Below are 18972 nucleotides of genomic sequence, written 5' to 3' on the forward strand. Positions count from 1 at the left end.
CAAAGGGTTTTTTTTTGTAACTTAAAATGTGTATAAAAGCACGCCCCCGACCGCGCCGGGCACGCCCACCGGTACGGGCACGTTCACCGGGGATCCCATCGACACCCCGTACGGGACCGTTCAGGTGGCCGCCACCCTCACCCGGGGAAGGATCACCTCGATCAGAGTCCTCCAGGCCCCCGACCGGAGCGGCCGCGACCAGCAGATCGCCTCCTATGCCCTGCCCCGCCTCAGCCAGGAGGCGATCGGCGCCCAGAGCGCGCACATCGACGCCGTCTCCGGAGCCAGCTACACCAGCGAGGGCTACATCCAGTCCCTCCAGAGCGCCCTGGACCAGGTCCATGACTGACACCACACGCGGACTGCGCCACGTCGAGCACGTCATGGGCACCGTCTTCTCCTTCGACATCAGGGACAAGCCGACCCCCGCCATCCACCACGCCCTCGCCGAGGCCGTGCGACAGCTCCACCGCATCGACGCGGTGTTCTCCACCTACCGGCCCGACAGTCACATCAGCCGCCTCGACCGCGGCGACCTCCGTCTCGGCGACTGCCCGCCCGAAGTCCACGAAGTCCTGTTCCTGTGCGCACAGGCCACCCACGACACCGACGGCTGGTTCAGCGTCATCCCCGCAGGAACCCTCGATCCCTCGGGGCTTGTCAAAGGCTGGGCCACCGAAGCCGCGTCCCGGCTCCTCCACGACGCGGGCGCGCACCACACCTGCGTCAACGGCGGCGGCGACATCCAGCTCCGCGGCCGGCCGGCCCCCGGCACGCCGTGGCGCATCGGCATCGCGCACCCGCTGCGTCACGGCGAACTGGCCACGGTCGTCACCGCCCATGGCGACCTGGCCGTCGCCACCTCCGGCACCGCCGAACGCGGCGCCCACATCCTCGACCCGCACCGTGGCACACCCGTCACCACATTCGCCTCCCTCACCCTCGTCGGCCCCCGCCTGACTCTGACCGACAGCTACGCCACCGCCGCGTTCGCCCGAGGCGACGGCGCGCGGGAGTGGCTGGAGGCACTGGACGGCTACGAAGCTCTCGCCGTCCTGCCCGACGGCCGGGAATGGCGTACACCGGGCTTTCGCCGCCATGAGACATGACACGAGACACGGACGCGATGCCGCGCGTCCCGGTCACCCTCCGAGGAGATCGGCCTCCGCGAACGGCATCAGTCTCAGCCCCGCCCACCCGAGCACCGGGTTACGGTCGACTGACGCCGGGACAGGGGAATCGTCAGTGGCGCGAGCCGTTCGTCCTGGCCTTCCGCACGCCGTAGACGGCAGCTCCGAGCATCAGGACCACGGCGCCGGAAATGACAGTGACCGGCGGCAGCGCGAAGGCAAGGGCCGCGCAGCCGGCCAGGCCGATGACCGGGACAAGGCGGTTCGGCCGGCCCTCTTCCCGGGTGAGGGTCCAGGCGGAGGCGTTGGCGACGGCGTAGTAGGCCAGGACGCCGAAGGAGGAGAAGCCGATCACCCCGCGTACGTCGATGGTCGCGGCCAGTACGGCGACGACGGCGCCGACAGCCAGTTCGGCGCGGTGCGGGACCCCGAATCGAGGGTGGACGGCCGCCAGGAGGTGCGGCAGGTGCCCGTCCCGGGCCATCGCCAGAGTGGTGCGGGAGACCCCGAGGATCAGCGCGAGCAGTGAGCCGAGCGCGGCGACGGCACCACCCACGCGGACGACCGGCGACAGCCAGTCGGCGCCCGCGGCCCGTGCGGCGTCCGGCAGCGGGGCGGTGGCGTCCGCCAGTCCGCCGGAGCCCAGCACAGTGAGGACGGCGGTGGCGACGAGGGCGTAGACGGCGAGGGTGATGCCGAGCGCGATCGGGATGGCGCGGGGGATGGCGCGGGCGGGGTCCCGGACCTCCTCGCCGAGAGTGGCGATGCGGGCGTATCCGGCGAAGGCGAAGAACAGCAGTCCCGCTGCCTGGAGCACCCCGCCGACGGTGGCGTCCGCGCCGATGTCCAGCCGCGAGGCGTCCGCGGCGGCGGAGGTCAGTGCGGCGACGGCCACAGCGGCGAGCACGGCCAGGACGCCCGCGACGATGACTCGGGTGAGGAGCGCGGACTTCCGCACCCCGGTGTAGTTCACCGCGGTCAGCGCCAGCACGGCGGCCACCGCCAGCGCGTGCGCCTGGCCCGGCCACAGGTAGGCACCGACCGTGAGGGCCATGGCCGCGCAGGAGGCGGTCTTGCCGACGACGAACGCCCAGCCGGCGAGGTAGCCGCAGAAGTCGCCCAGGCGTTCACGGCCGTAGACGTAGGTACCGCCGGACCGCGGATACAGGGCGGCCAGCCGGGCCGAGGACATCGCGTTGCAGTAGGCCACGACCGCGGCCAGGGCCAGAGCGATCAGCAGACCGGAACCGGCGGCGCCGGCGGCGGGGCCGAGCGCGGCGAAGATCCCGGCCCCGATCATGGAGCCCAAGCCGATCATCACGGCGTCAGGCACACCGAGGCGCCGCTTCATCGCGCCCGCCCCCGCCGGGACCCCCGCCGTGTTCATCGCTCACTCCTTCTCGCACCGGTCGTCGATCCGGGCGCACGGTAACGGAGCGAGGTGTCCGGCCGGGGCCACGAGAGCATCAGTGGTGGCGGAGCCAGGATCACGACTGTTCCAGCTCCAGGATTCCGCGAACTCGCGTGCTTCGCGCCGCTGGTGACGGATCCGCCGAGGCGAGCGCCGGGGGCCGGGCGGCCCGGTCCCGGGCCGAGCGGTGGTCCGTGGCGACCGCCACCGCGGCCGAACCGATCCGTGACACCTGATCAGTTCAGCCGCAGCACCCCGGGCGCTTCCTCCTCGATGAGCCTCACCAGCTCGTCGAAGACGGTGCTCCCCCGGCCCGCCCGGACTTCGTCCAGCCGGGCCTGGAGAGCGGCCCTGTTGTCGGGATGCGCACGCGCCAGCCGCCGCTGGAGCGTACGCGCGGTCTCCTCCTGGCCGAGTGACCTGCGGGAGAGTTCGTGCCGGCGCCATTCGATGACGAAGTCGCCGTCGTCGGGCGTTCCGTACCCGCCGTGCAGACAGTCCGCGAGCGCGTCGAGATTCCGCCCGAAATATCCGCCGGGCCCGTTCACGGCCGCGCCGATCACCTGCCAGAAGCGATCGAGGTCGGTGACCTCCGCCCCGTCGATCACATACGTCACCGTCATGAGGCGGAGATTACCTTCCGCTCAGCAGCCGTAGTTGACGAGGGAGAACGACGCGTAGTGGTTGGAGGTGTAGTAGTCCTCGTTGTTCTTGTTGCCCGTGATGATGCGGCGGGCGCCACGGTCCGGAGAGCCCGGCGTGACGACGGTGTACTCGTGGTAGTAGCCGCTCGACTGGCTCGGCAGCAGACGCTCCCGGTTCTGGAAGACGCCTCCGTCCTGCGAGTACGGGTAGGGGCCGCCGGCCTCGATGAGGTCGAGGGTGTGGTGCGCCTGGGTCGGCAGCTTGGAGTAGCAGATGCTGCCGACCGCGGAGGGAGCGGCGGTAGCGGTGGCGGAGACTCCGCCGACAAGGAGCGTGGAGGCCAGGGCCGCGAGGCCGCCGAGGGCGGCGATACGTGGGGGAATTCGCATGAGCACCATGATGACGCGCGTAGACGCGTACACGTCAATGCCAACTCCAGGGAATTTCCGGGAAGTTAACCGGCCGCCGTGGGACCTTCGCGCGCCGTACACCGGCCGGGCGGAGCCGTACCGGCCGTCGGACGAAAACCGGCGGCCGAGCCCTCTCGGGCCCGGCCGCGGCTGTGACCTGGAGTCGCGCGGGCCTCCGGCGGTCGTGCCGACGGCCGTCCGCCGGGAGCCGATCGGCTCCGCGGGCAGCGCCGGAGCGAGGCGCGAGGCGGCGACTCAGCTGAAGTCGGCGGGCCCCACCGCGTCGGGGTCGGGCCCGCCGCGCACTCCGGTGTCGATCGCGTCGACCGCCGCGACCTCGTCGGCCGTGAGCGCGAAGTCGAAGACGTCGAAGTTCTCCGCGATGCGGTGCGGGCGGACGGACTTCGGGATCGCGGACAGGCCGTGCTCCAGATGCCAGCGCAGCACGACCTGGGCCGCCGTCTTGCCGTACCGGGCGGCGATCTCGGTGACGGTGGGGTGATCGAGCGGGTTCCTGGCCGCGTTGCGGCCGTCCTCCCAGTACATGTTCACTCCGCCCAGCGGGGACCATGCCTGGGTGACGACGCCGAGTTCGGCGGCGGCCTCGCGCAGCGCGCGCTGCGCGAAGTACGGGTGGAGTTCGACCTGGTTGACAGCGGGCACCACGCCGGTGCGGTCGATGAGGCGGCGCAGGTGCTCGGTCTTGTGGTTGCTGACGCCGATGGCGCGCACACGGCCGTCGGCGAGCAGCTTCTGAGCCGCCCGCCAGGAGGCCACCGTCTCGTCGAACGAGGCGGGGACCGGCCAGTGGAGCAGGTAGAGATCCAGGTGGTCCAGGCCGAGGCCGGCCAGGCTGGTGTCGAAGGCGCGCAGAGTGGTGTCGTAGCCGTAGTCGGTCAGCCACAGCTTGGTGGTGACGAAGACCTCGTCGCGGTCGACGCCGGAGCGGATGATGCCCTCGCCGACCTCCTTCTCGTTGAAGTACGCGGCGGCGGTGTCGATCAGGCGGTAGCCCTCGCGCAGCGCGGTCGCCACCGCGCCGGCGGTTTCCTGAGGGGTGCTCTGGTAGACGCCGAGGCCCAGGGCGGGCATCCGGACGCCGTTGTTCAAGGTGATCGTCGGGCTCTTGCCGGTCATGGCGGTCCTCGCTCGGGAGACGGTCGGCCGACCGGGGCGCGTACGTCCTCGCACCGGTCGGGCCCCGGAGGACCGGGGCACGCACCATGCAACGGGAGACGGCCGTGCCGGAGGAGTCTTCGCTGTGAGGGGTACTGGCAGGGTCCCCCACCCGCCGCGCGGTCTGCCTACGCTGTCCTCATGGACCACCGGGACGCAGTCAGCTCATTCCTCCGCTCCCGCCGCGACAAGATCACTCCCGAGCAGGCGGGTCTGCCGGTGTACGGTCAGCGGCGGGTGCCAGGACTGCGCCGCGGTGAGGTCGCGACGCTCGCCGGGGTGAGCGTCGAGTACTACACGCGCCTGGAGCGCGGCAATCTCAGAGGTGTCTCCGACAGCGTGCTGGACGCCCTCGCCCAGGCCCTGCGGCTCGGCGACACCGAGCGCATGTACCTGTACGACCTCGCCCGCGCCGCGGGACCGGTGCCCGCCGCGCGGACCCGGCGGGAGGTCCGGCCGACGGTGCGGCCGAGCGTCGCGCGGATCGTCGAAGGCATGCCGGAGCTGCCCGCGTACGTGATGAACAACCGCCTCGACACGCTGGCCGCCAACCGGCTGGGCCGGGCCCTGTACTCGGAGATGTACGCCGACCCGACCTGCGGGGCGAACGTCGCCCGGTTCGCGTTCCTCAACGCCGCGGCCAGGCGGTTCTACACCGACTGGGAGCGCATGGCGCGCTTCGCCGTGGGCGCGCTGCGCATCGAGGCGGGGAAGAACCCCTACGACCGGGACCTGTCGAACCTGATCGGTGAACTGTCCACCCGCAGCGACGCCTTCCGCGTGATGTGGGGATCCCAGGACGTGCATGTCTTCCGCCAGAGCACGAAACTCCTCCACCATCCGCTCGTCGGCGACCTGGAACTCGATCAGGAGACCATGAGCCTGCCGGACGAAAGCGGCCTGAGCGTGGTCGTCTACAGCGCGCCACCCGGAACCGCCGCCGAGGACGGCCTGAAGCTGCTCGCGAGCTGGTCCGCCACGACCGGACAGGAGCGGGACGCGGAATCCACCGGCGAACCGTCACCCCGGCAGCCCTGACGGGCGGCCTGCTCGGCCCGGTCGTTCAGCGGGCCGTCGTTCAGCGGGCCGGTCGTTCAGCGGGCCGGTCGTTCAGCGGGCCGTCGCGATGAGGCGTCGCAGCGTGGCGTGAGCGGGCGGGCCCCAGGTGGGCTTGCCACCGGGGCGGCCGTGGACACCGGCGTCTCCGACGAGGACACAGACGAGAGCGCGCAGCACCGCCCAGCCGCGGGCGCGACGCAAGGTCGCGGCGTCCGGGGTCGGCTGATAGGCCGCATGGAAACGGTCGGCGGCGCCGTCCGGCAGCAGTACCCAAGGAGCGGCGAGGTCGCAGGCCGGATCGCCCGCGCAGAGGTCGCCGAAGTCGATCACGCCGCAGAAGGTGCCGTCCGCGGTGAGAACGTTGGCCGGATGCAGGTCGCCATGGAGCCACAGTGCCGGGCCCGCCCAGCCGGGCGCGGCGGCGGCGTCTTCCCAGACCGCGCGGACGGCGTCCGGGTCCGGGATCAAGCCCAGCTCAGTAGCGGAGTTGAGCTGCTCGGCGAACTGCTCGGCGTAGTCGGCCAGCGGCCCTCCGCGGCCACGACCGGCGGGCGCCCCGTCCGGGGCGGGGCGGTGCAGCGCCGTCAGGAAGGCGGCCAAGGTGTCGGCCGCCTCCTCGGCGCGCGTGGCGGGGGCCTGGTCGGCGGGCGCGCCCGGCACCCAGGTGGTCACGATCCAGGAGCGCGGAAACCGCTCGGAGGGCTCGCCGAGGTGCTGCGGGACAGGGACCTGGAGAGGAAGGTGCGGGGCGAGCACGGGCAGCCAGGCGTGCTCCTTGCGCAGCAGCGCGTCCGCGGACTGTGTCGCCCAGGGCAACCGGACGGCGAGGTCGTCGCCGAGCCGCCACATCTGACTGTCCCAGCCACGCGCACCGAACCTCAGCGGGCGATCGGCCAGGCCGGGGTGCTGGTCGCGCAGCAGATCCCGGACCAACTCCGCGGTGACCTCGATCTCGGTGTGGATCATGCGAGGCAACGATAGCGTCGCCGGACGTCCCACGGCGGAGCGGCTGTGGCTGATGTTCCGCACCCCGGCGGGACGCACGAAAGCCCGGCGGCGCGCGAGGCGCGGTGCCGGGCTTTCGTCCTGGTCCGCGGGCGCGGACCGGTGTCCGTGTCGCGGGCGGTCCGGGGTCAGGCCGCGGTGCGGCGGCCGCCTTCGGCGCCTCGGCCCGGACGGCCCCGCCGTCCACGGCCGCCGCGTGCGGCGCCGCCCAGCCGGGGAGCGCCGCCGCCGGCGGCCGAGCCACCGCCGGTGCCCGTGCCCTTGCGCGCCGGACGTGACGTCGTCCTCGGCTTCTGCTTCGTCTGCGCGGCGGGCTGGGGCACCTCGATGGTGACGGCGATCCCGGAGGGCTCCCGCGCGCCGGTGAGCCGCGCCAGCTCCTCGTCCGTGGACTTGATCCGCGCCGATCTGGGTGCGATGCCTGCGTCGGACATCAGCCGGGTCATCTCGCGCCGCTGCTCGGGCAGTACCAGTGTCACCACGCTGCCGGACTCGCCCGCACGGGCGGTGCGTCCGCCACGGTGCAGATAGTCCTTGTGGTCCACCGGCGGGTCGACGTTCACCACGAGATCGAGATCGTCGACATGGATGCCACGGGCCGCGACATTGGTCGCGACGAGCGCGGTGACCTGGCCGCTCTTGAACTGGTCGAGGGTCCGGTTGCGCTGCGGCTGGGAGCGGCCGCCGTGCAGCCCGGCGGCCCGTACGCCGCTGGCCAGCAGCCGCTTCACCAGCCGGTCCACCGACCGCTTGGTGTCCAGGAAGAGCAGCACCCGGCCGTCGCGCGCCGCGATCCGTGCGGTGACGGCCTTCTTGTCGGTCTCGTCCGCCACATACAGCACATGGTGCTCCATCGTGGTGACCGCGCCCTGGGACGGGTCGACGGAGTGGACGACCGGGTCCGTCAGATACAGCCGGACGAGCCGGTCGATATTGCGGTCCAGGGTCGCCGAGAACAGCATCCGCTGACCGTCCGGCTCGACCTGCTTGAGCAGCGCCGTGACCTGCGGCATGAAGCCCATGTCGGCCATCTGGTCGGCCTCGTCGAGCACGGTGATCGAGACCCGGTCGAGCCGGCAGTCGCCGCGCTCGATGAGGTCCTTGAGCCGTCCGGGCGTCGCGACCAGCACCTCGGCGCCGCGCCGCAGCGCGCCGGCCTGCTTGCTGATCGAGAGGCCGCCGACCACCGTGGCCAGCTTCAGGTTCACCGCGGTCGCGTACGGCGTGAGCGCGTCGGTCACCTGCTGGGCCAGCTCACGCGTGGGCACGAGCACCAGCGCGAGCGGCGCGCGGGGCTCGGCGCGCCGGCCGGCGGTACGCGCGAGCAGCGCCAGGCCGAAGGCGAGGGTCTTGCCGGAGCCGGTACGCCCGCGGCCGAGGATGTCCCGGCCCGCGAGGGAGTTCGGCAGGGTCGCGCCCTGGATGGGAAACGGGTCGGTCACGCCCTGGGCCGTGAGGGTCTTCAGCAGGCCGCCGGGCATGTCCAGCTCGTCGAACGCCTCGACGGCGGGCAGTGCGGGGGTGATGGTCTCCGGCAGCGTGAATTCCTGCGGGCGTACGGACGCGCGGCGGGCGGGAGTTTTCGCCGAGCCTTTCGCCGGTCCGTTGGCGCGGGAATTCACCGGGCGCTTGCCGGCGGGTCGGGCAGCACGGGCCGGGCGTTCGGATCGAGTCATTCGGAAAAAAGCCTTCCTGGGCCTGAGGACAGCGCGAGCCGGGGCCCGCACCTGCACGGTGCGGGCCCCGGCTGCGAGGTACACGTCCGGAAATTAGGCCGGGACGATGTTCTCCGCCTGCGGGCCCTTCTGGCCCTGCGTGACGTCGAACGAGACCTTCTGGCCCTCCTGGAGCTCGCGGAAGCCCTGGGTGGCGATGTTGGAGTAGTGGGCGAAGACGTCGGCGCCGCCGCCGTCCTGCTCAATGAAGCCGAAGCCCTTTTCCGAGTTGAACCACTTCACGGTGCCAGTAGCCATGTCATTCTCCTAAAACAGGTGCAGAGCCGGAAATCCGCACTTTACGAATTCCTCGTCGCCGCATTGAGCCCCATCCGGAGAAGCCGGCGAAAACAATAATGCGCCTGAGGAACATTCCCGTCAGGCGCACATAAAGTTCATGGGTACCAAAACTGCAACGGAGTCAGCCTAGCACGCCACGTCGGCCGGACGTCGAGGGGCACGGGCCGGTTGACCCGGGCACTCGGGTGATCGCGGATGCCCGGCGGCCGGAGCGCCGGATGATCGCGGGCAGCGGCGGCCCGTGAGCACCGGCGAGCCCGGCGTCCCGGGGCCGCCGGGTCCGGTGATCACGGGTCCACGCGCGCCGGGCTGTCGCCGTTTCCGCGCCGTACGGTGCGCAGGGAGCGGCCCGGCCGCCAGACCCGTACCACCAGCTCCTCGCCCTCGACCCGGGTCTGTACGACCTCGGAGAGCTCGACGCGGAAGAGATGGAAGGGCAGCGGCGGCCCGGCCTCCGCGACGAACCGGGCGATCACGCTCTCGTCGGTCACCTCCACCGCCCGGCCGCCGACCCGGGCGTCGCCGCTCTCCATACCGTCGCCTTCACCCGGGTTCGCCTGGACGGCGAAGCGCGGATCGCGCAGCAGGTCCTCGGCCTTGCGGGAATGCGGCATCATGCCGAGCCACAGCTCACCGAAGCGGAAGAACACTTCGAGCCCGGTGACCCGCGGCGAACCGTCCTTGCGGAGTGTCGCCAGGACATGGTGGGTGTGCTTCTCGAACCGCTCTCGCACGGTATCGGCGAAGACCGGCTCCGCGGACCGGAAATCCGCCCAGGTGAGATTCATGGTCCCAGCCAACCGTGGATACCGGACATCTTCTGTCTGCTTTTCGGCCCGGCTTTTCGAGCCGGGCCCGACCGGCCGGCGTACCGGTTCCGCGTTCAGGCGGGCCGGAGCGTGACGAGTGCCGCGCATCCTCCGGTGCGCAGCGTCGCCGGTCCGGCGCCCGGCTCTCCCGGAGTGAGGACCGCCGCGTCGTAGCGGGCCAGGATGGAGTCCCCGAGCGCCGTCGGACCCTCCAGGGCGACTGCCACGACGGTCGCTCCCGGTGGCACGACGAGCTGGCGGCTGCCCTGTACGACCGCGATCACCGCGGTCGTACGGCCTCTGCGGCACATGACATTGACGTTGACCACCGGTCCCGCCCGCAGCACGCAGTCGGCGGGCAGATCGCCGGGAAAGCGCAGCGGCGCGTAGCGCTCGGCGGCGAGCCGGCGTCCGCCGTCGACGGTGAGGTCCAGGCCGGCGCCCTCGACCACGGTCAGTGTCCGGTCGACACCGGGAAAGGCGGAGAAAGGACCGTCGGCCGCGACCTCCGCGAGACTGATCCGCCAGTCGAAACCGCCGAAGCCGCCGGAGCCGCCGGAGCCGGCGTCCTCGGGCCAGGACGCGATCTCGCGGGTGACTCCGCCGCCGTTCTTCCACGGCATCGCCGGCCGTCCTTCGGCACGCAGGACGCGTGGCGTCATGACAGGACCCCCAACAGGCTTTCCATCCGGTGGACGCTCGGGCGTCGTCGAGGTTACGCGAGGGACGGCGCCGCGATGCCCGCCCGGACGAGCCGGCGCCGGTGGTGCGCTGTCAGTGCGGTTCGCTAACTTGATCGGCGCCGCCCCACCGGCTCGCTGTCCGACCCGTCATGAAGGAGCCGGCCATGGAGGCCGCTGTCACCACCTGTTATCGCCATCCCACGTACGAGACATACGTGCGCTGTGCGCGGTGCGACCGGTACATATGCCCGGACTGCATGCGGGAGGCCGCTGTCGGCCATCAGTGCGTGGAGTGCGTACGGGAGGGACAGAGGTCGGTCCGGCAGGCGCGTACGGTCTTCGGCGGCCGGGTGTCCGGGGTTTCCGCTCCGGTGGTGACGATCGCGCTGATCGCGGTCAATGTCCTGGTCTATCTGGCCGAGCTGGCCAGGCCGGAGCTCGTCGACCGCTTTGGCATGCTCGGCCGGGGCATGGTGGGCCCGGACGGCGCCGCGTATCTGTACGAGCCGGGCTTCCCGGAGCTGCGGACGGTCGGTGTGGCCGACGGCGAGTGGTACCGGCTGATCACCGGCGCGTTTCTGCACATGCCCGCCACCGAGGGCGGCTTCTGGGTGACGCACGTCATCTTCAACATGTTCGCGTTGTGGAGTCTGGGGCGCTTAGCGGAGGAGCAGTTGGGACGGGCCCGCTATCTCGCGGTGTATCTGCTGTCCGCGCTCGGCGGTTCGGTGCTGGTGTATCTGATCGCGCCGCTGGACACCGTGGTGGGCGCCTCGGGAGCGCTGTTCGGTCTCGGAGCGGCGTTCTATGTCACGCACCGCAGGCTGCATCACGACATGCGTGAAGTGAACCGCTTCATGGCGGGCTTTCTGATCTGGATGCTGATCTCCGCCGGCTTCGCTTCGTGGGAGGGACACTTGGGCGGGCTGCTGGCGGGCGGCGCGGTGACACTGGCGCTCGCCTACGGCCCGGCGAAGCACCGGACGGCGGTCCAGGTCGCGGCGGGTACGGCGCTGCTGGTCCTGCTGATCGTGCTGGTGGTGCTCAAGACATCCGCGCTGACGGCCGGTCCGGCGTAGCCGCGGCGGGTCCTGGGCCACATGCCACGGCGCCTGCCGTCGGTCCGGTCGGGGACTGGGGGCAGGCGCCGCGTCCTGCGGAGGGCCCGGGAGCGTTCCCCGGGCCGACACCGCCCGTACGCCGTTGTACGGGACGTCTCTTCGGGCCGGCCGCTCACGAGGAGCGGCCGACGGTGGGATCAGACTGTCAGAGCGCGGTCCGTCGGACGGATCGGGGCCGGCAGATCGCTGGCGCCCGTGAGATGGCGGTCCACGCCGCGGGCGGCCGAGCGGCCCTCCGCGATGGCCCAGACGATCAGTGACTGGCCGCGGCCCGCGTCACCGGCGACATACACACCGGGCACATTGGTCGCGAAGTCCGCGTCCCGCGCGATGTTGCCGCGCTCGTCGAGCTCCAGGCCGAACTGCTCGACCAGTCCGTTCTCCTGGTCCGTGCCGGTGAAGCCCATGGCGAGCGTGACGAGCTGCGCCGGGATCGAGCGTTCGGTGCCCGGCTTCTGCTCCAGCTTGCCGTTGGTGAACTCGACCTCGATGAGGTGCAGCGACTGGACATTGCCGTCCTCGTCGCCCTCGAAGTGGGTGGTGGAGACGGAGTAGAGCCGCTCACCGCCCTCCTCGTGCGCGGAGGTGACCTTGTAGAGCATGGGGAAGGTCGGCCACGGCTGGTGGCCGGGCCGCTCGTCGCTGGGCCGCGGCATGATCTCCAACTGGGTGACGGAGGCGGCGCCCTGGCGGTGGGCCGTGCCGACGCAGTCCGCGCCGGTGTCGCCGCCGCCGATGACCACCACGTGCTTGCCTTCGGCGGTGATCGGCGAGACCGTCAGATCGCCTTCCCGCACCTTGTTGGAGAGCGGCAGGTACTCCATCGCGAAATGGATGCCCTTCAGCTCACGGCCGGGGACGGGCAGGTCGCGCGAGACCGTCGCGCCGGCCGCGATGACCACGGCGTCGTACCGCTTGCGGAGCTTCGCCGCGTCGATGTCGCGGCCGACCTCGACCTCGGTGCGGAACTTGGTGCCTTCCGCGCGCATCTGCTCGATGCGCCGGTTGATGTGCACCTTCTCCATCTTGAACTCGGGGATGCCGTAGCGCAGGAGTCCGCCGATGCGGTCGGCCCGCTCGTACACCGCGACGGTGTGTCCCGCCCGGGTGAGCTGCTGGGCGGCGGCCAGGCCCGCCGGGCCCGAGCCGATGACGGCGACGGTCTTGCCGGAGAGCCGCTCGGGCGGCTGCGGAGTGACGTCGCCGCTGTCCCACGCCTTGTCGATGATGGAGACTTCGACGTTCTTGATGGTGACGGCGGGCTGGTTGATGGCGAGCACGCACGCGGACTCGCAGGGTGCGGGACAGAGCCGGCCGGTGAACTCCGGGAAGTTGTTGGTGGCGTGCAGCCGCTCGCTCGCCGCCGTCCAGTCCTCGCGGTACGCGTAGTCGTTCCACTCGGGGATCAGATTCCCCAGCGGACAGCCGTTGTGACAGAACGGAATGCCGCAGTCCATGCAGCGGCCGGCCTGCTTGCTGATGATCGGGAGCAGCGAGCCCGGAACGTAGACCTCGTTCCAGTCCTTGACGCGCTCCTCGACGGGACGGGTCGGGGCGACCTCGCGCCCGGTGGTGAGAAAGCCCTTCGGGTCAGCCATGGGTCGCCGCCTCCATCATCTTCTCGGTGGTCTCGGTCTCCGAGAGACCGGCCAGCTCGGCGGCGTCCTTGGCGGCGAGCACTGCCTTGTACGTGGTCGGAATGATCTTGCTGAAGCGGTCCACCGCGGTGTCCCACTCGGCGAGGAGCTTTCCGGCGACGGTGGAGCCCGTCTCCTCCTGGTGGCGGTGCACCACGGCGTGCAGCCACTGCTTGTCGGAGTCGTCGAGCGGCTCGACGGCCGCCAGATTCCCCGCGTTGACGTTGTCCGGGTCGAGGTCGATGACGTACGCGGTGCCGCCGGACATACCGGCGGCGAAGTTGCGTCCGGTCTCGCCGAGGACCACGGCGTGGCCGCCGGTCATGTACTCGCAGCCGTGGTCGCCCACGCCTTCGGAGACGACGGTGGCGCCGGAGTTGCGGACGCAGAAGCGCTCGCCGGTGCGGCCGCGGAGGAACAGCTCGCCGCCGGTCGCGCCGTAGGCGATGGTGTTGCCCGCGATGGTGGAGAACTCCGCGAGATGGTCGGCGCCGCGGTCGGGACGGACGACGATCCGGCCGCCGGAGAGGCCCTTGCCGACGTAGTCGTTGGCGTCGCCCTCCAGCCGCAGTGTCACGCCGCGCGGCAGGAAGGCGCCGAAGGACTGGCCGGCCGATCCGGTGAAGGTGATGTCGATGGTGTCGTCGGGCAGGCCCGCGCCGCCGAACTTCTTGGTCACCTCGTGGCCGAGCATGGTGCCCACGGTGCGGTTGATGTTGCGGATCCCGATCTGGGCGCGCACGGGCTGCGCGGCCTCGGCACTGTCGGCGCCGAGGGCGTCGGCGGCGAGCTTGATGAGCTGGTTGTCCAGGGCCTTCTCCAGGCCGTGGTCCTGGCTGATCACGCGGTGGCGTACGGCGTTGTCGGGCAGGGCCGGCACATGGAAGAGCGGCCTGAGGTCGAGGCCCTGGGCCTTCCAGTGGTTCACGGCCCGCTCGGTGTCCAGCAGTTCGGCGTGGCCGACGGCCTCTTCGAGGGTGCGGAAGCCCAGCTCGGCGAGGAGTTCACGGACCTCCTCGGCGATGAACTCGAAGAAGTTGACGATGTACTCGGCCTTGCCGGAGAACCGCTCGCGCAGCACCGGGTTCTGGGTGGCGATACCGACCGGACAGGTGTCCAGGTGACAGACGCGCATCATGACGCAGCCGGAGACGACGAGCGGCGCGGTCGCGAAACCGAACTCCTCGGCGCCGAGGAGCGCGGCGATGACCACGTCACGGCCGGTCTTGAGCTGGCCGTCGGTCTGGACGACGATCCGGTCGCGCAGGCCGTTGAGCAGCAGGGTCTGCTGGGTCTCGGCGAGGCCCAGCTCCCAGGGACCGCCGGCGTGCTTGAGGCTGGTCAGCGGGGACGCGCCGGTGCCGCCGTCGTGTCCGGAGATCAGTACGACATCGGCGTGGGCCTTGGAGACGCCCGCGGCGACGGTGCCGACACCGACCTCGGAGACCAGCTTCACATGGATGCGGGCGCCGGGGTTGGCGTTCTTGAGGTCGTGGATGAGCTGGGCGAGATCCTCGATGGAGTAGATGTCGTGGTGCGGCGGCGGAGAGATCAGACCGACACCGGGTGTGGAGTGCCGGGTCTTGGCGACCCACGGATAGACCTTGTGGCCGGGAAGCTGGCCGCCTTCGCCGGGCTTCGCGCCCTGCGCCATCTTGATCTGGATGTCGTCCGCGTTGACCAGGTATTCGCTGGTGACGCCGAAGCGGCCGGAGGCGACCTGCTTGATGGAGGAGCGGCGGGCCGGGTCGTACAGCCGGTCCGCGTCCTCGCCGCCCTCGCCGGTGTTGGACTTGGCGCCGAGCTGGTTCATGGCGATGGCGAGGGTTTCGTGTGCCTCGCGGGAGATCGAGCCGTACGACATGGCGCCGGTGGAGAAGCGCTTGACGATCTCGGAGGCCGGCTCGACCTCGTCGATGGAGATCGGTGTCCGGTCCGAGGCGAGGTTGAACAGGCCGCGCAGTGTCATCAGCCGCTCGGACTGCTCGTTCACACGGCCGGTGTACTTCTTGAAGATGTCGTAACGGCGTGAGCGGGTGGCGTGCTGGAGCCGGAAGACGGTCTCCGGGTCGAAGAGGTGCGGCTCGCCCTCGCGGCGCCACTGGTACTCGCCGCCGATCTCCAGCTTGCGGTGGCTCGCGGAGATCCCGGACGCCGGATAGCCCTTGGCGTGCCGGGCGGCGACCTCGGTGGCGACGACATCGAGACCGGCGCCGCCGATCTTGGTGGCGGTGCCGTTGAAGTACTTGTCGACAAACGCCTGGTCCAGGCCGACGGCCTCGAAGACCTGCGCGCCCCGGTAGGAGGCGACGGTGGAGATGCCCATCTTGGACATCACCTTGAGGACGCCCTTGCCGAGCGCGTAGATCAGGTTGCGGATCGCCTGCTCGGGCGCCAGGCCCTCGATGAACGTACCGGCGCGGACGAGGTCCTCGACGGACTCCATGGCGAGGTACGGGTTGACGGCGGCGGCGCCGTATCCGATGAGCAGGGCCACATGGTGCACCTCGCGGACGTCACCGGCCTCGACCAGCAGGCCCACCTGGGTGCGCTGCTTGGTGCGGATGAGGTGGTGGTGCACGGCGGCGGTGAGCAGCAGAGAGGGGATGGGCGCGTGCTCGGCGTCCGAGTGCCGGTCGGAGAGGACGATGATCCGGGCGCCGCTCTCGATCGCGCCGTCGGTCTCGGCACAGATCTCCTCGATCCGGGCGGCGAGGCCCTCTCCGCCGTCGCCGACCCGGTAGAGCCCGGAGAGCGTGGCGGCCTTCATGCCCGGCATGTCGCCGTCGGCGTTTATGTGGACGAGCTTGGCCAGCTCGTCGTTGTCGATCACGGGGAAGGGCAGGGTGACGCTGCGGCAGGACGCGGCGGTCGGCTCCAGCAGATTGCCCTGCGGGCCGAGGGAGGAGCGCAGCGAGGTGACGAGTTCCTCGCGGATGGCGTCCAGCGGCGGGTTGGTGACCTGGGCGAAGAGCTGGGTGAAGTAGTCGAAGAGCAGCCTGGGCCGCGCGGAGAGCGCGGCGATCGGCGAGTCCGTGCCCATGGAGCCGATGGGCTCGGCGCCGGCGCGGGCCATCGGGGCGAGCAGGACGCGCAGCTCTTCCTCGGTGTAGCCGAAGGTCTGCTGGCGGCGGGTGACCGAGGCGTGGGTGTGCACGATGTGCTCGCGCTCGGGCAGGTCCTCCAGCTCGATCTCGCCGGCTCCCAGCCAGTCCTGGTAGGGCTTCTCGGCGGCGAGGGACGCCTTGATCTCGTCGTCCTCGATGATGCGGTGCTCGGCGGTGTCGACGAGGAACATCCGGCCCGGCTGGAGGCGGCCCTTGCGGACGACCTTGGCCGGGTCGATGTCGAGGACGCCGACCTCGGAGGAGAGGACGACCAGTCCTTCGTCGGTCACCCAGTAGCGGCCGGGCCGCAGACCGTTGCGGTCGAGGACCGCGCCGACCTGGGTGCCGTCGGTGAAGGTGACACAGGCCGGACCGTCCCAGGGCTCCATCATCGTGGCGTGGAACTGGTAGAAGGCGCGCCGGGCCGGGTCCATGGAGTCGTGGTTCTCCCACGCCTCGGGGACCATCATCAGCACGGAGTGCGGCAGCGACCGGCCGCCGAGGTGGATCAGCTCAAGGACCTCGTCGAAGGTGGCCGAGTCGGAGGCGTCGGGTGTGCAGATCGGGAAGATCCGCTCCAGCTTCTCGGTGCCGAAGAGAGCGGAGCCGAGCTGGGACTCACGGGCGCGCATCCAGTTGCGGTTGCCCTTGACCGTGTTGATCTCACCGTTGTGCGCGACGAAGCGGTACGGGTGGGCGAGCGGCCAGCTCGGGAAGGTGTTCGTGGAGAACCGCGAGTGGACCAGCGAGATCGCGGTCGCGAAGCGGCGGTCGGAGAGGTCCGGGAAGAACGGCTCAAGCTGGCCGGTGGTGAGCATGCCCTTGTAGACGATCGTGCGGGCGGAGAGCGACGGGAAGTAGATCCCGGCCTCGCGCTCGGCGCGCTTGCGCAGCAGGAACGCCTTGCGGTCCAGGACGATGCCGGTGCTGGCGCCGTCCGTGACGAAGAGCTGGCGGAAGGCCGGCATCGTCGAGCGGGCGGTGGCGCCGAGCATCTCGGGTGCGACGGGGACCTCGCGCCAGCCGAGGACGGTCAGGCCCTCTTCGGCGGCGATCGTCTCGATCCGCGAGACGGCCGCCGTGGCGTCGCCGGCGGGCAGGAAGCCGATGCCGACGGCGTACGAACCGGCCTCGGGCAGCTCGAATCCGGCGACCTCGCGCAGGAAGGCGTCCGGTACCTGGAGGAGTATCCCGGCGCCGTCGCCGGAGTCGGGTTCGGAGCCGGTGGCGCCGCGGTGCTCAAGATTGCGCAGTACGGTCAGCGCCTGCTCCACCAGCGCGTGGCTGGGTACACCGGTGAGGGTGGCCACGAACCCGACACCACAGGCGTCGTGTTCGTTACGGGGGTCGTACATCCCCTGCGAGGCGGGGCGACCGTCCATGGGCGACCAGGCGTCGGAACGCATTGGCTCTCCCGTCGTCGTCGTGGCATATGCGGTACCGAGGGACGACGCTGGCCCTCCGAGAAATTTCGTGCAGGTTACATGATGGGCGGCTTCTCAGGAAGCGGATAGCTCATTCCAACATGCGGACACCGCGCAAAGCGGTGGATGAGGGACGCAGACGGACAGATCGTCGTCCGATCGGCTTGGCGAAGTAGGCTTCGTTGCCCGCAGCGCCTACGGCTCATGCCCGGTGATTAAGGATTCGAAACCGCCGGGTAACGGCTACATATGGGCGCCGAAGAATAGTGTCTCATTCGGAGGACGCAAGCGCTTGGGGAGATGTGTCACAGGCCGGCGTTCCCTCCTGGCGGCGCCGGCGGATGATCCGCCGCCCGGCTCTCCATAGGATTCCCGCAGGTCAGAGCGCCGCGCCGAATGCCGCACCCAGCCCGTAGGTGAGCGCCGCGGCCGTCCCGCCGAGGACGAGCTGACGCAGTCCGCTGTACCACCAGCTACGCGCGGTCACTCGCGCCACCAGCGCGCCGCAGGAGAACAGCCCGATCAGCGCGAGAAGCAACGCGGGCCACAGCGCGGTGGCGCCCAGCAGATACGGCAGTACCGGAAGCAGCGCGCCCAGGGCGAAGGAGCCGAACGACGACACGGCGGCGACCAGCGGTGACGGCAGATCGTCCGGGTCTATCCCGAGCTCCTCGCGCGCGTGGATCTCCAGGGCCTGCACGGGATCCTTCGAGAGCTGCCTGGCGACCTCGCGGGCCAGCTCGGGCGCCACGCCCCGCGACTCGTACAGCGAGGCGAGCTCTTCCATCTCGTCGGCCGGATGGCTGCGCAGTTCCCGGCGCTCCACATCCAGCTCCGCCTGGACCAGCTCCCGCTGCGAGGCCACCGAGGTGTACTCGCCCGCGGCCATCGAGAAGGCGCCCGCCGCGAGTCCCGCCAGCCCGGTGATCACAAGAGTGTGCTGGGAGACCGCGCCGCCCGCGACACCGGTCATCAGCGCCAGATTGGAGACCAGTCCGTCCATCGCGCCGAACACCGCGGGGCGCAGCCAGCCACCGTTCACATCGCGGTGCGTGTGATTGTCGCGGTGCGCCACGTGCAGCGTCGCCTCGGTCTCGATGATGGACATGCTTCTCCTCTTTTCCGCTGGAGTGGATCCGAGCCCTCCTCGGGCCGGTCTCCACCCCTTCCGATCCTCGAAAATACGCACGGAAAAACGTTGCCGCCAGCAAGGAAGGCCGTACTTACCAGGCACGATCCAGGAGAAAACGCCGCTGTCAGCCGGGTGACAGCGGCGTTTCCCGGACTCCTCGGGCGTTCCGCGTGGCAGAGATCCAGGAACGGAGACCGGCCGGTGACCG

16 protein-coding genes are annotated in these 18972 nt (G+C 70.7%); 4 read left to right on the forward strand and 12 right to left on the reverse strand.

Annotated features, from left to right (window positions below; all coding sequences use genetic code 11):
* Positions 1-28 precede the first annotated feature (28 nt).
* Both PV679_RS19475 and PV679_RS19480 read left to right on the forward strand, forming a co-directional pair.
* The gene (locus PV679_RS19475) at positions 29-349 is read left to right on the forward strand and encodes an FMN-binding protein (RefSeq protein ID WP_319681586.1); all 321 of its coding nucleotides are present in this window, start codon (positions 29-31) and stop codon (positions 347-349) included.
* On the forward strand, positions 342-1109 hold the full coding sequence (locus tag PV679_RS19480; RefSeq protein WP_319681587.1) for an FAD:protein FMN transferase: 768 nt from the start codon (positions 342-344) through the stop codon (positions 1107-1109). The genes PV679_RS19475 and PV679_RS19480 overlap by 8 nt, the downstream gene beginning before the upstream one ends.
* 133 nt (positions 1110-1242) lie before the next feature.
* On the opposite strand, the gene PV679_RS19485 is transcribed toward PV679_RS19480, so the two are convergent.
* The 4 genes from PV679_RS19485 to PV679_RS19500 all read right to left on the reverse strand — a co-directional run bounded on the left by PV679_RS19485 (position 1243) and on the right by PV679_RS19500 (position 4733).
* Entirely contained in the window at positions 1243-2517 is a 1275-nt protein-coding gene (locus PV679_RS19485) for an APC family permease (protein ID WP_319681588.1), read from the reverse strand.
* 260 nt (positions 2518-2777) lie between these two features.
* A complete protein-coding gene (locus PV679_RS19490; protein ID WP_319681589.1) occupies positions 2778-3164 on the reverse strand; it encodes a barstar family protein in 387 nt (128 codons plus the stop codon).
* Between the two features lie 21 nt (positions 3165-3185).
* Positions 3186-3575: a ribonuclease domain-containing protein gene (locus PV679_RS19495; protein ID WP_319681590.1), complete on the reverse strand. Its 390-nt coding sequence runs from the start codon at positions 3573-3575 to the stop codon at positions 3186-3188.
* A 276-nt stretch (positions 3576-3851) separates the two neighbouring features.
* Positions 3852-4733, reverse strand: coding sequence for an aldo/keto reductase (locus tag PV679_RS19500; RefSeq protein ID WP_319681591.1), 882 nt, complete (start codon positions 4731-4733; stop codon positions 3852-3854).
* 180 nt (positions 4734-4913) lie between these two features.
* On the opposite strand from PV679_RS19500, the gene PV679_RS19505 reads away from it, so the two are divergent.
* Positions 4914-5810: a helix-turn-helix transcriptional regulator gene (locus PV679_RS19505; RefSeq protein WP_319681592.1), complete on the forward strand. Its 897-nt coding sequence runs from the start codon at positions 4914-4916 to the stop codon at positions 5808-5810.
* A gap of 72 nt (positions 5811-5882) precedes the next feature.
* Here the strand turns inward: PV679_RS19505 and PV679_RS19510 are convergent, their stop codons facing one another.
* From PV679_RS19510 to PV679_RS19530, 5 genes are all read right to left on the reverse strand, one after another.
* Positions 5883-6797, reverse strand: a complete 915-nt coding sequence (locus PV679_RS19510) for an aminoglycoside phosphotransferase family protein (RefSeq protein WP_319681593.1) — start codon at positions 6795-6797, stop codon at positions 5883-5885.
* A gap of 167 nt (positions 6798-6964) precedes the next feature.
* Positions 6965-8512, reverse strand: a complete 1548-nt coding sequence (locus PV679_RS19515; RefSeq protein WP_319681594.1) for a DEAD/DEAH box helicase — start codon at positions 8510-8512, stop codon at positions 6965-6967.
* A 93-nt stretch (positions 8513-8605) separates the two neighbouring features.
* Entirely contained in the window at positions 8606-8809 is a 204-nt protein-coding gene (locus PV679_RS19520; RefSeq protein WP_015607926.1) for a cold-shock protein, read from the reverse strand.
* Between the two features lie 329 nt (positions 8810-9138).
* Entirely contained in the window at positions 9139-9639 is a 501-nt protein-coding gene (locus PV679_RS19525) for a pyridoxamine 5'-phosphate oxidase family protein (RefSeq protein ID WP_319681595.1), read from the reverse strand.
* A 95-nt stretch (positions 9640-9734) separates the two neighbouring features.
* Positions 9735-10283 (reverse strand): HutD family protein, encoded by a 549-nt coding sequence (locus tag PV679_RS19530; protein WP_319681596.1) that lies wholly within the window; start codon positions 10281-10283, stop codon positions 9735-9737.
* Positions 10284-10507: 224 nt separating this feature from the next.
* Here PV679_RS19530 and PV679_RS19535 point away from each other — a divergent pair, with 224 nt between their 5' ends.
* Positions 10508-11422, forward strand: a complete 915-nt coding sequence (locus PV679_RS19535; RefSeq protein ID WP_319681597.1) for a rhomboid family intramembrane serine protease — start codon at positions 10508-10510, stop codon at positions 11420-11422.
* A 179-nt stretch (positions 11423-11601) separates the two neighbouring features.
* On the opposite strand, the gene PV679_RS19540 is transcribed toward PV679_RS19535, so the two are convergent.
* The 3 genes from PV679_RS19540 to PV679_RS19550 all read right to left on the reverse strand — a co-directional run bounded on the left by PV679_RS19540 (position 11602) and on the right by PV679_RS19550 (position 18740).
* Positions 11602-13062, reverse strand: coding sequence for a glutamate synthase subunit beta (locus tag PV679_RS19540; protein WP_319681598.1), 1461 nt, complete (start codon positions 13060-13062; stop codon positions 11602-11604).
* Entirely contained in the window at positions 13055-17614 is a 4560-nt protein-coding gene (gene gltB / locus PV679_RS19545; protein ID WP_319681599.1) for a glutamate synthase large subunit, read from the reverse strand. Before gltB ends, PV679_RS19540 begins: the two co-directional genes overlap by 8 nt.
* Before the next feature lie 397 nt (positions 17615-18011).
* Entirely contained in the window at positions 18012-18740 is a 729-nt protein-coding gene (locus PV679_RS19550; RefSeq protein WP_319681600.1) for a VIT1/CCC1 transporter family protein, read from the reverse strand.
* Between the last annotated feature and the right edge of the window lie 232 nt (positions 18741-18972).

It is taken from the genome of Streptomyces sp. AK02-01A (assembly GCF_033795305.1).
Lineage (GTDB): Bacteria > Actinomycetota > Actinomycetes > Streptomycetales > Streptomycetaceae > Streptomyces.

Coding starts and splice junctions, on each gene's coding strand:
- PV679_RS19525 (WP_319681595.1), bottom strand. CDS start 9,639: ATGAATCTCACCTGGGCGGATTTCCGGTCCGCGGAGCCGGTCTTCGCC.
- PV679_RS19505 (WP_319681592.1), top strand. CDS start 4,914: ATGGACCACCGGGACGCAGTCAGCTCATTCCTCCGCTCCCGCCGCGAC.
- PV679_RS19550 (WP_319681600.1), bottom strand. CDS start 18,740: ATGTCCATCATCGAGACCGAGGCGACGCTGCACGTGGCGCACCGCGAC.
- PV679_RS19530 (WP_319681596.1), bottom strand. CDS start 10,283: ATGCCGTGGAAGAACGGCGGCGGAGTCACCCGCGAGATCGCGTCCTGG.
- PV679_RS19515 (WP_319681594.1), bottom strand. CDS start 8,512: ATGACTCGATCCGAACGCCCGGCCCGTGCTGCCCGACCCGCCGGCAAG.
- PV679_RS19540 (WP_319681598.1), bottom strand. CDS start 13,062: ATGGCTGACCCGAAGGGCTTTCTCACCACCGGGCGCGAGGTCGCCCCG.
- PV679_RS19495 (WP_319681590.1), bottom strand. CDS start 3,575: ATGCGAATTCCCCCACGTATCGCCGCCCTCGGCGGCCTCGCGGCCCTG.
- PV679_RS19500 (WP_319681591.1), bottom strand. CDS start 4,733: ATGACCGGCAAGAGCCCGACGATCACCTTGAACAACGGCGTCCGGATG.
- PV679_RS19480 (WP_319681587.1), top strand. CDS start 342: ATGACTGACACCACACGCGGACTGCGCCACGTCGAGCACGTCATGGGC.
- PV679_RS19490 (WP_319681589.1), bottom strand. CDS start 3,164: ATGACGGTGACGTATGTGATCGACGGGGCGGAGGTCACCGACCTCGAT.
- PV679_RS19510 (WP_319681593.1), bottom strand. CDS start 6,797: ATGATCCACACCGAGATCGAGGTCACCGCGGAGTTGGTCCGGGATCTG.
- PV679_RS19485 (WP_319681588.1), bottom strand. CDS start 2,517: ATGAACACGGCGGGGGTCCCGGCGGGGGCGGGCGCGATGAAGCGGCGC.
- PV679_RS19520 (WP_015607926.1), bottom strand. CDS start 8,809: ATGGCTACTGGCACCGTGAAGTGGTTCAACTCGGAAAAGGGCTTCGGC.
- PV679_RS19535 (WP_319681597.1), top strand. CDS start 10,508: ATGGAGGCCGCTGTCACCACCTGTTATCGCCATCCCACGTACGAGACA.
- gltB (WP_319681599.1), bottom strand. CDS start 17,614: ATGCGTTCCGACGCCTGGTCGCCCATGGACGGTCGCCCCGCCTCGCAG.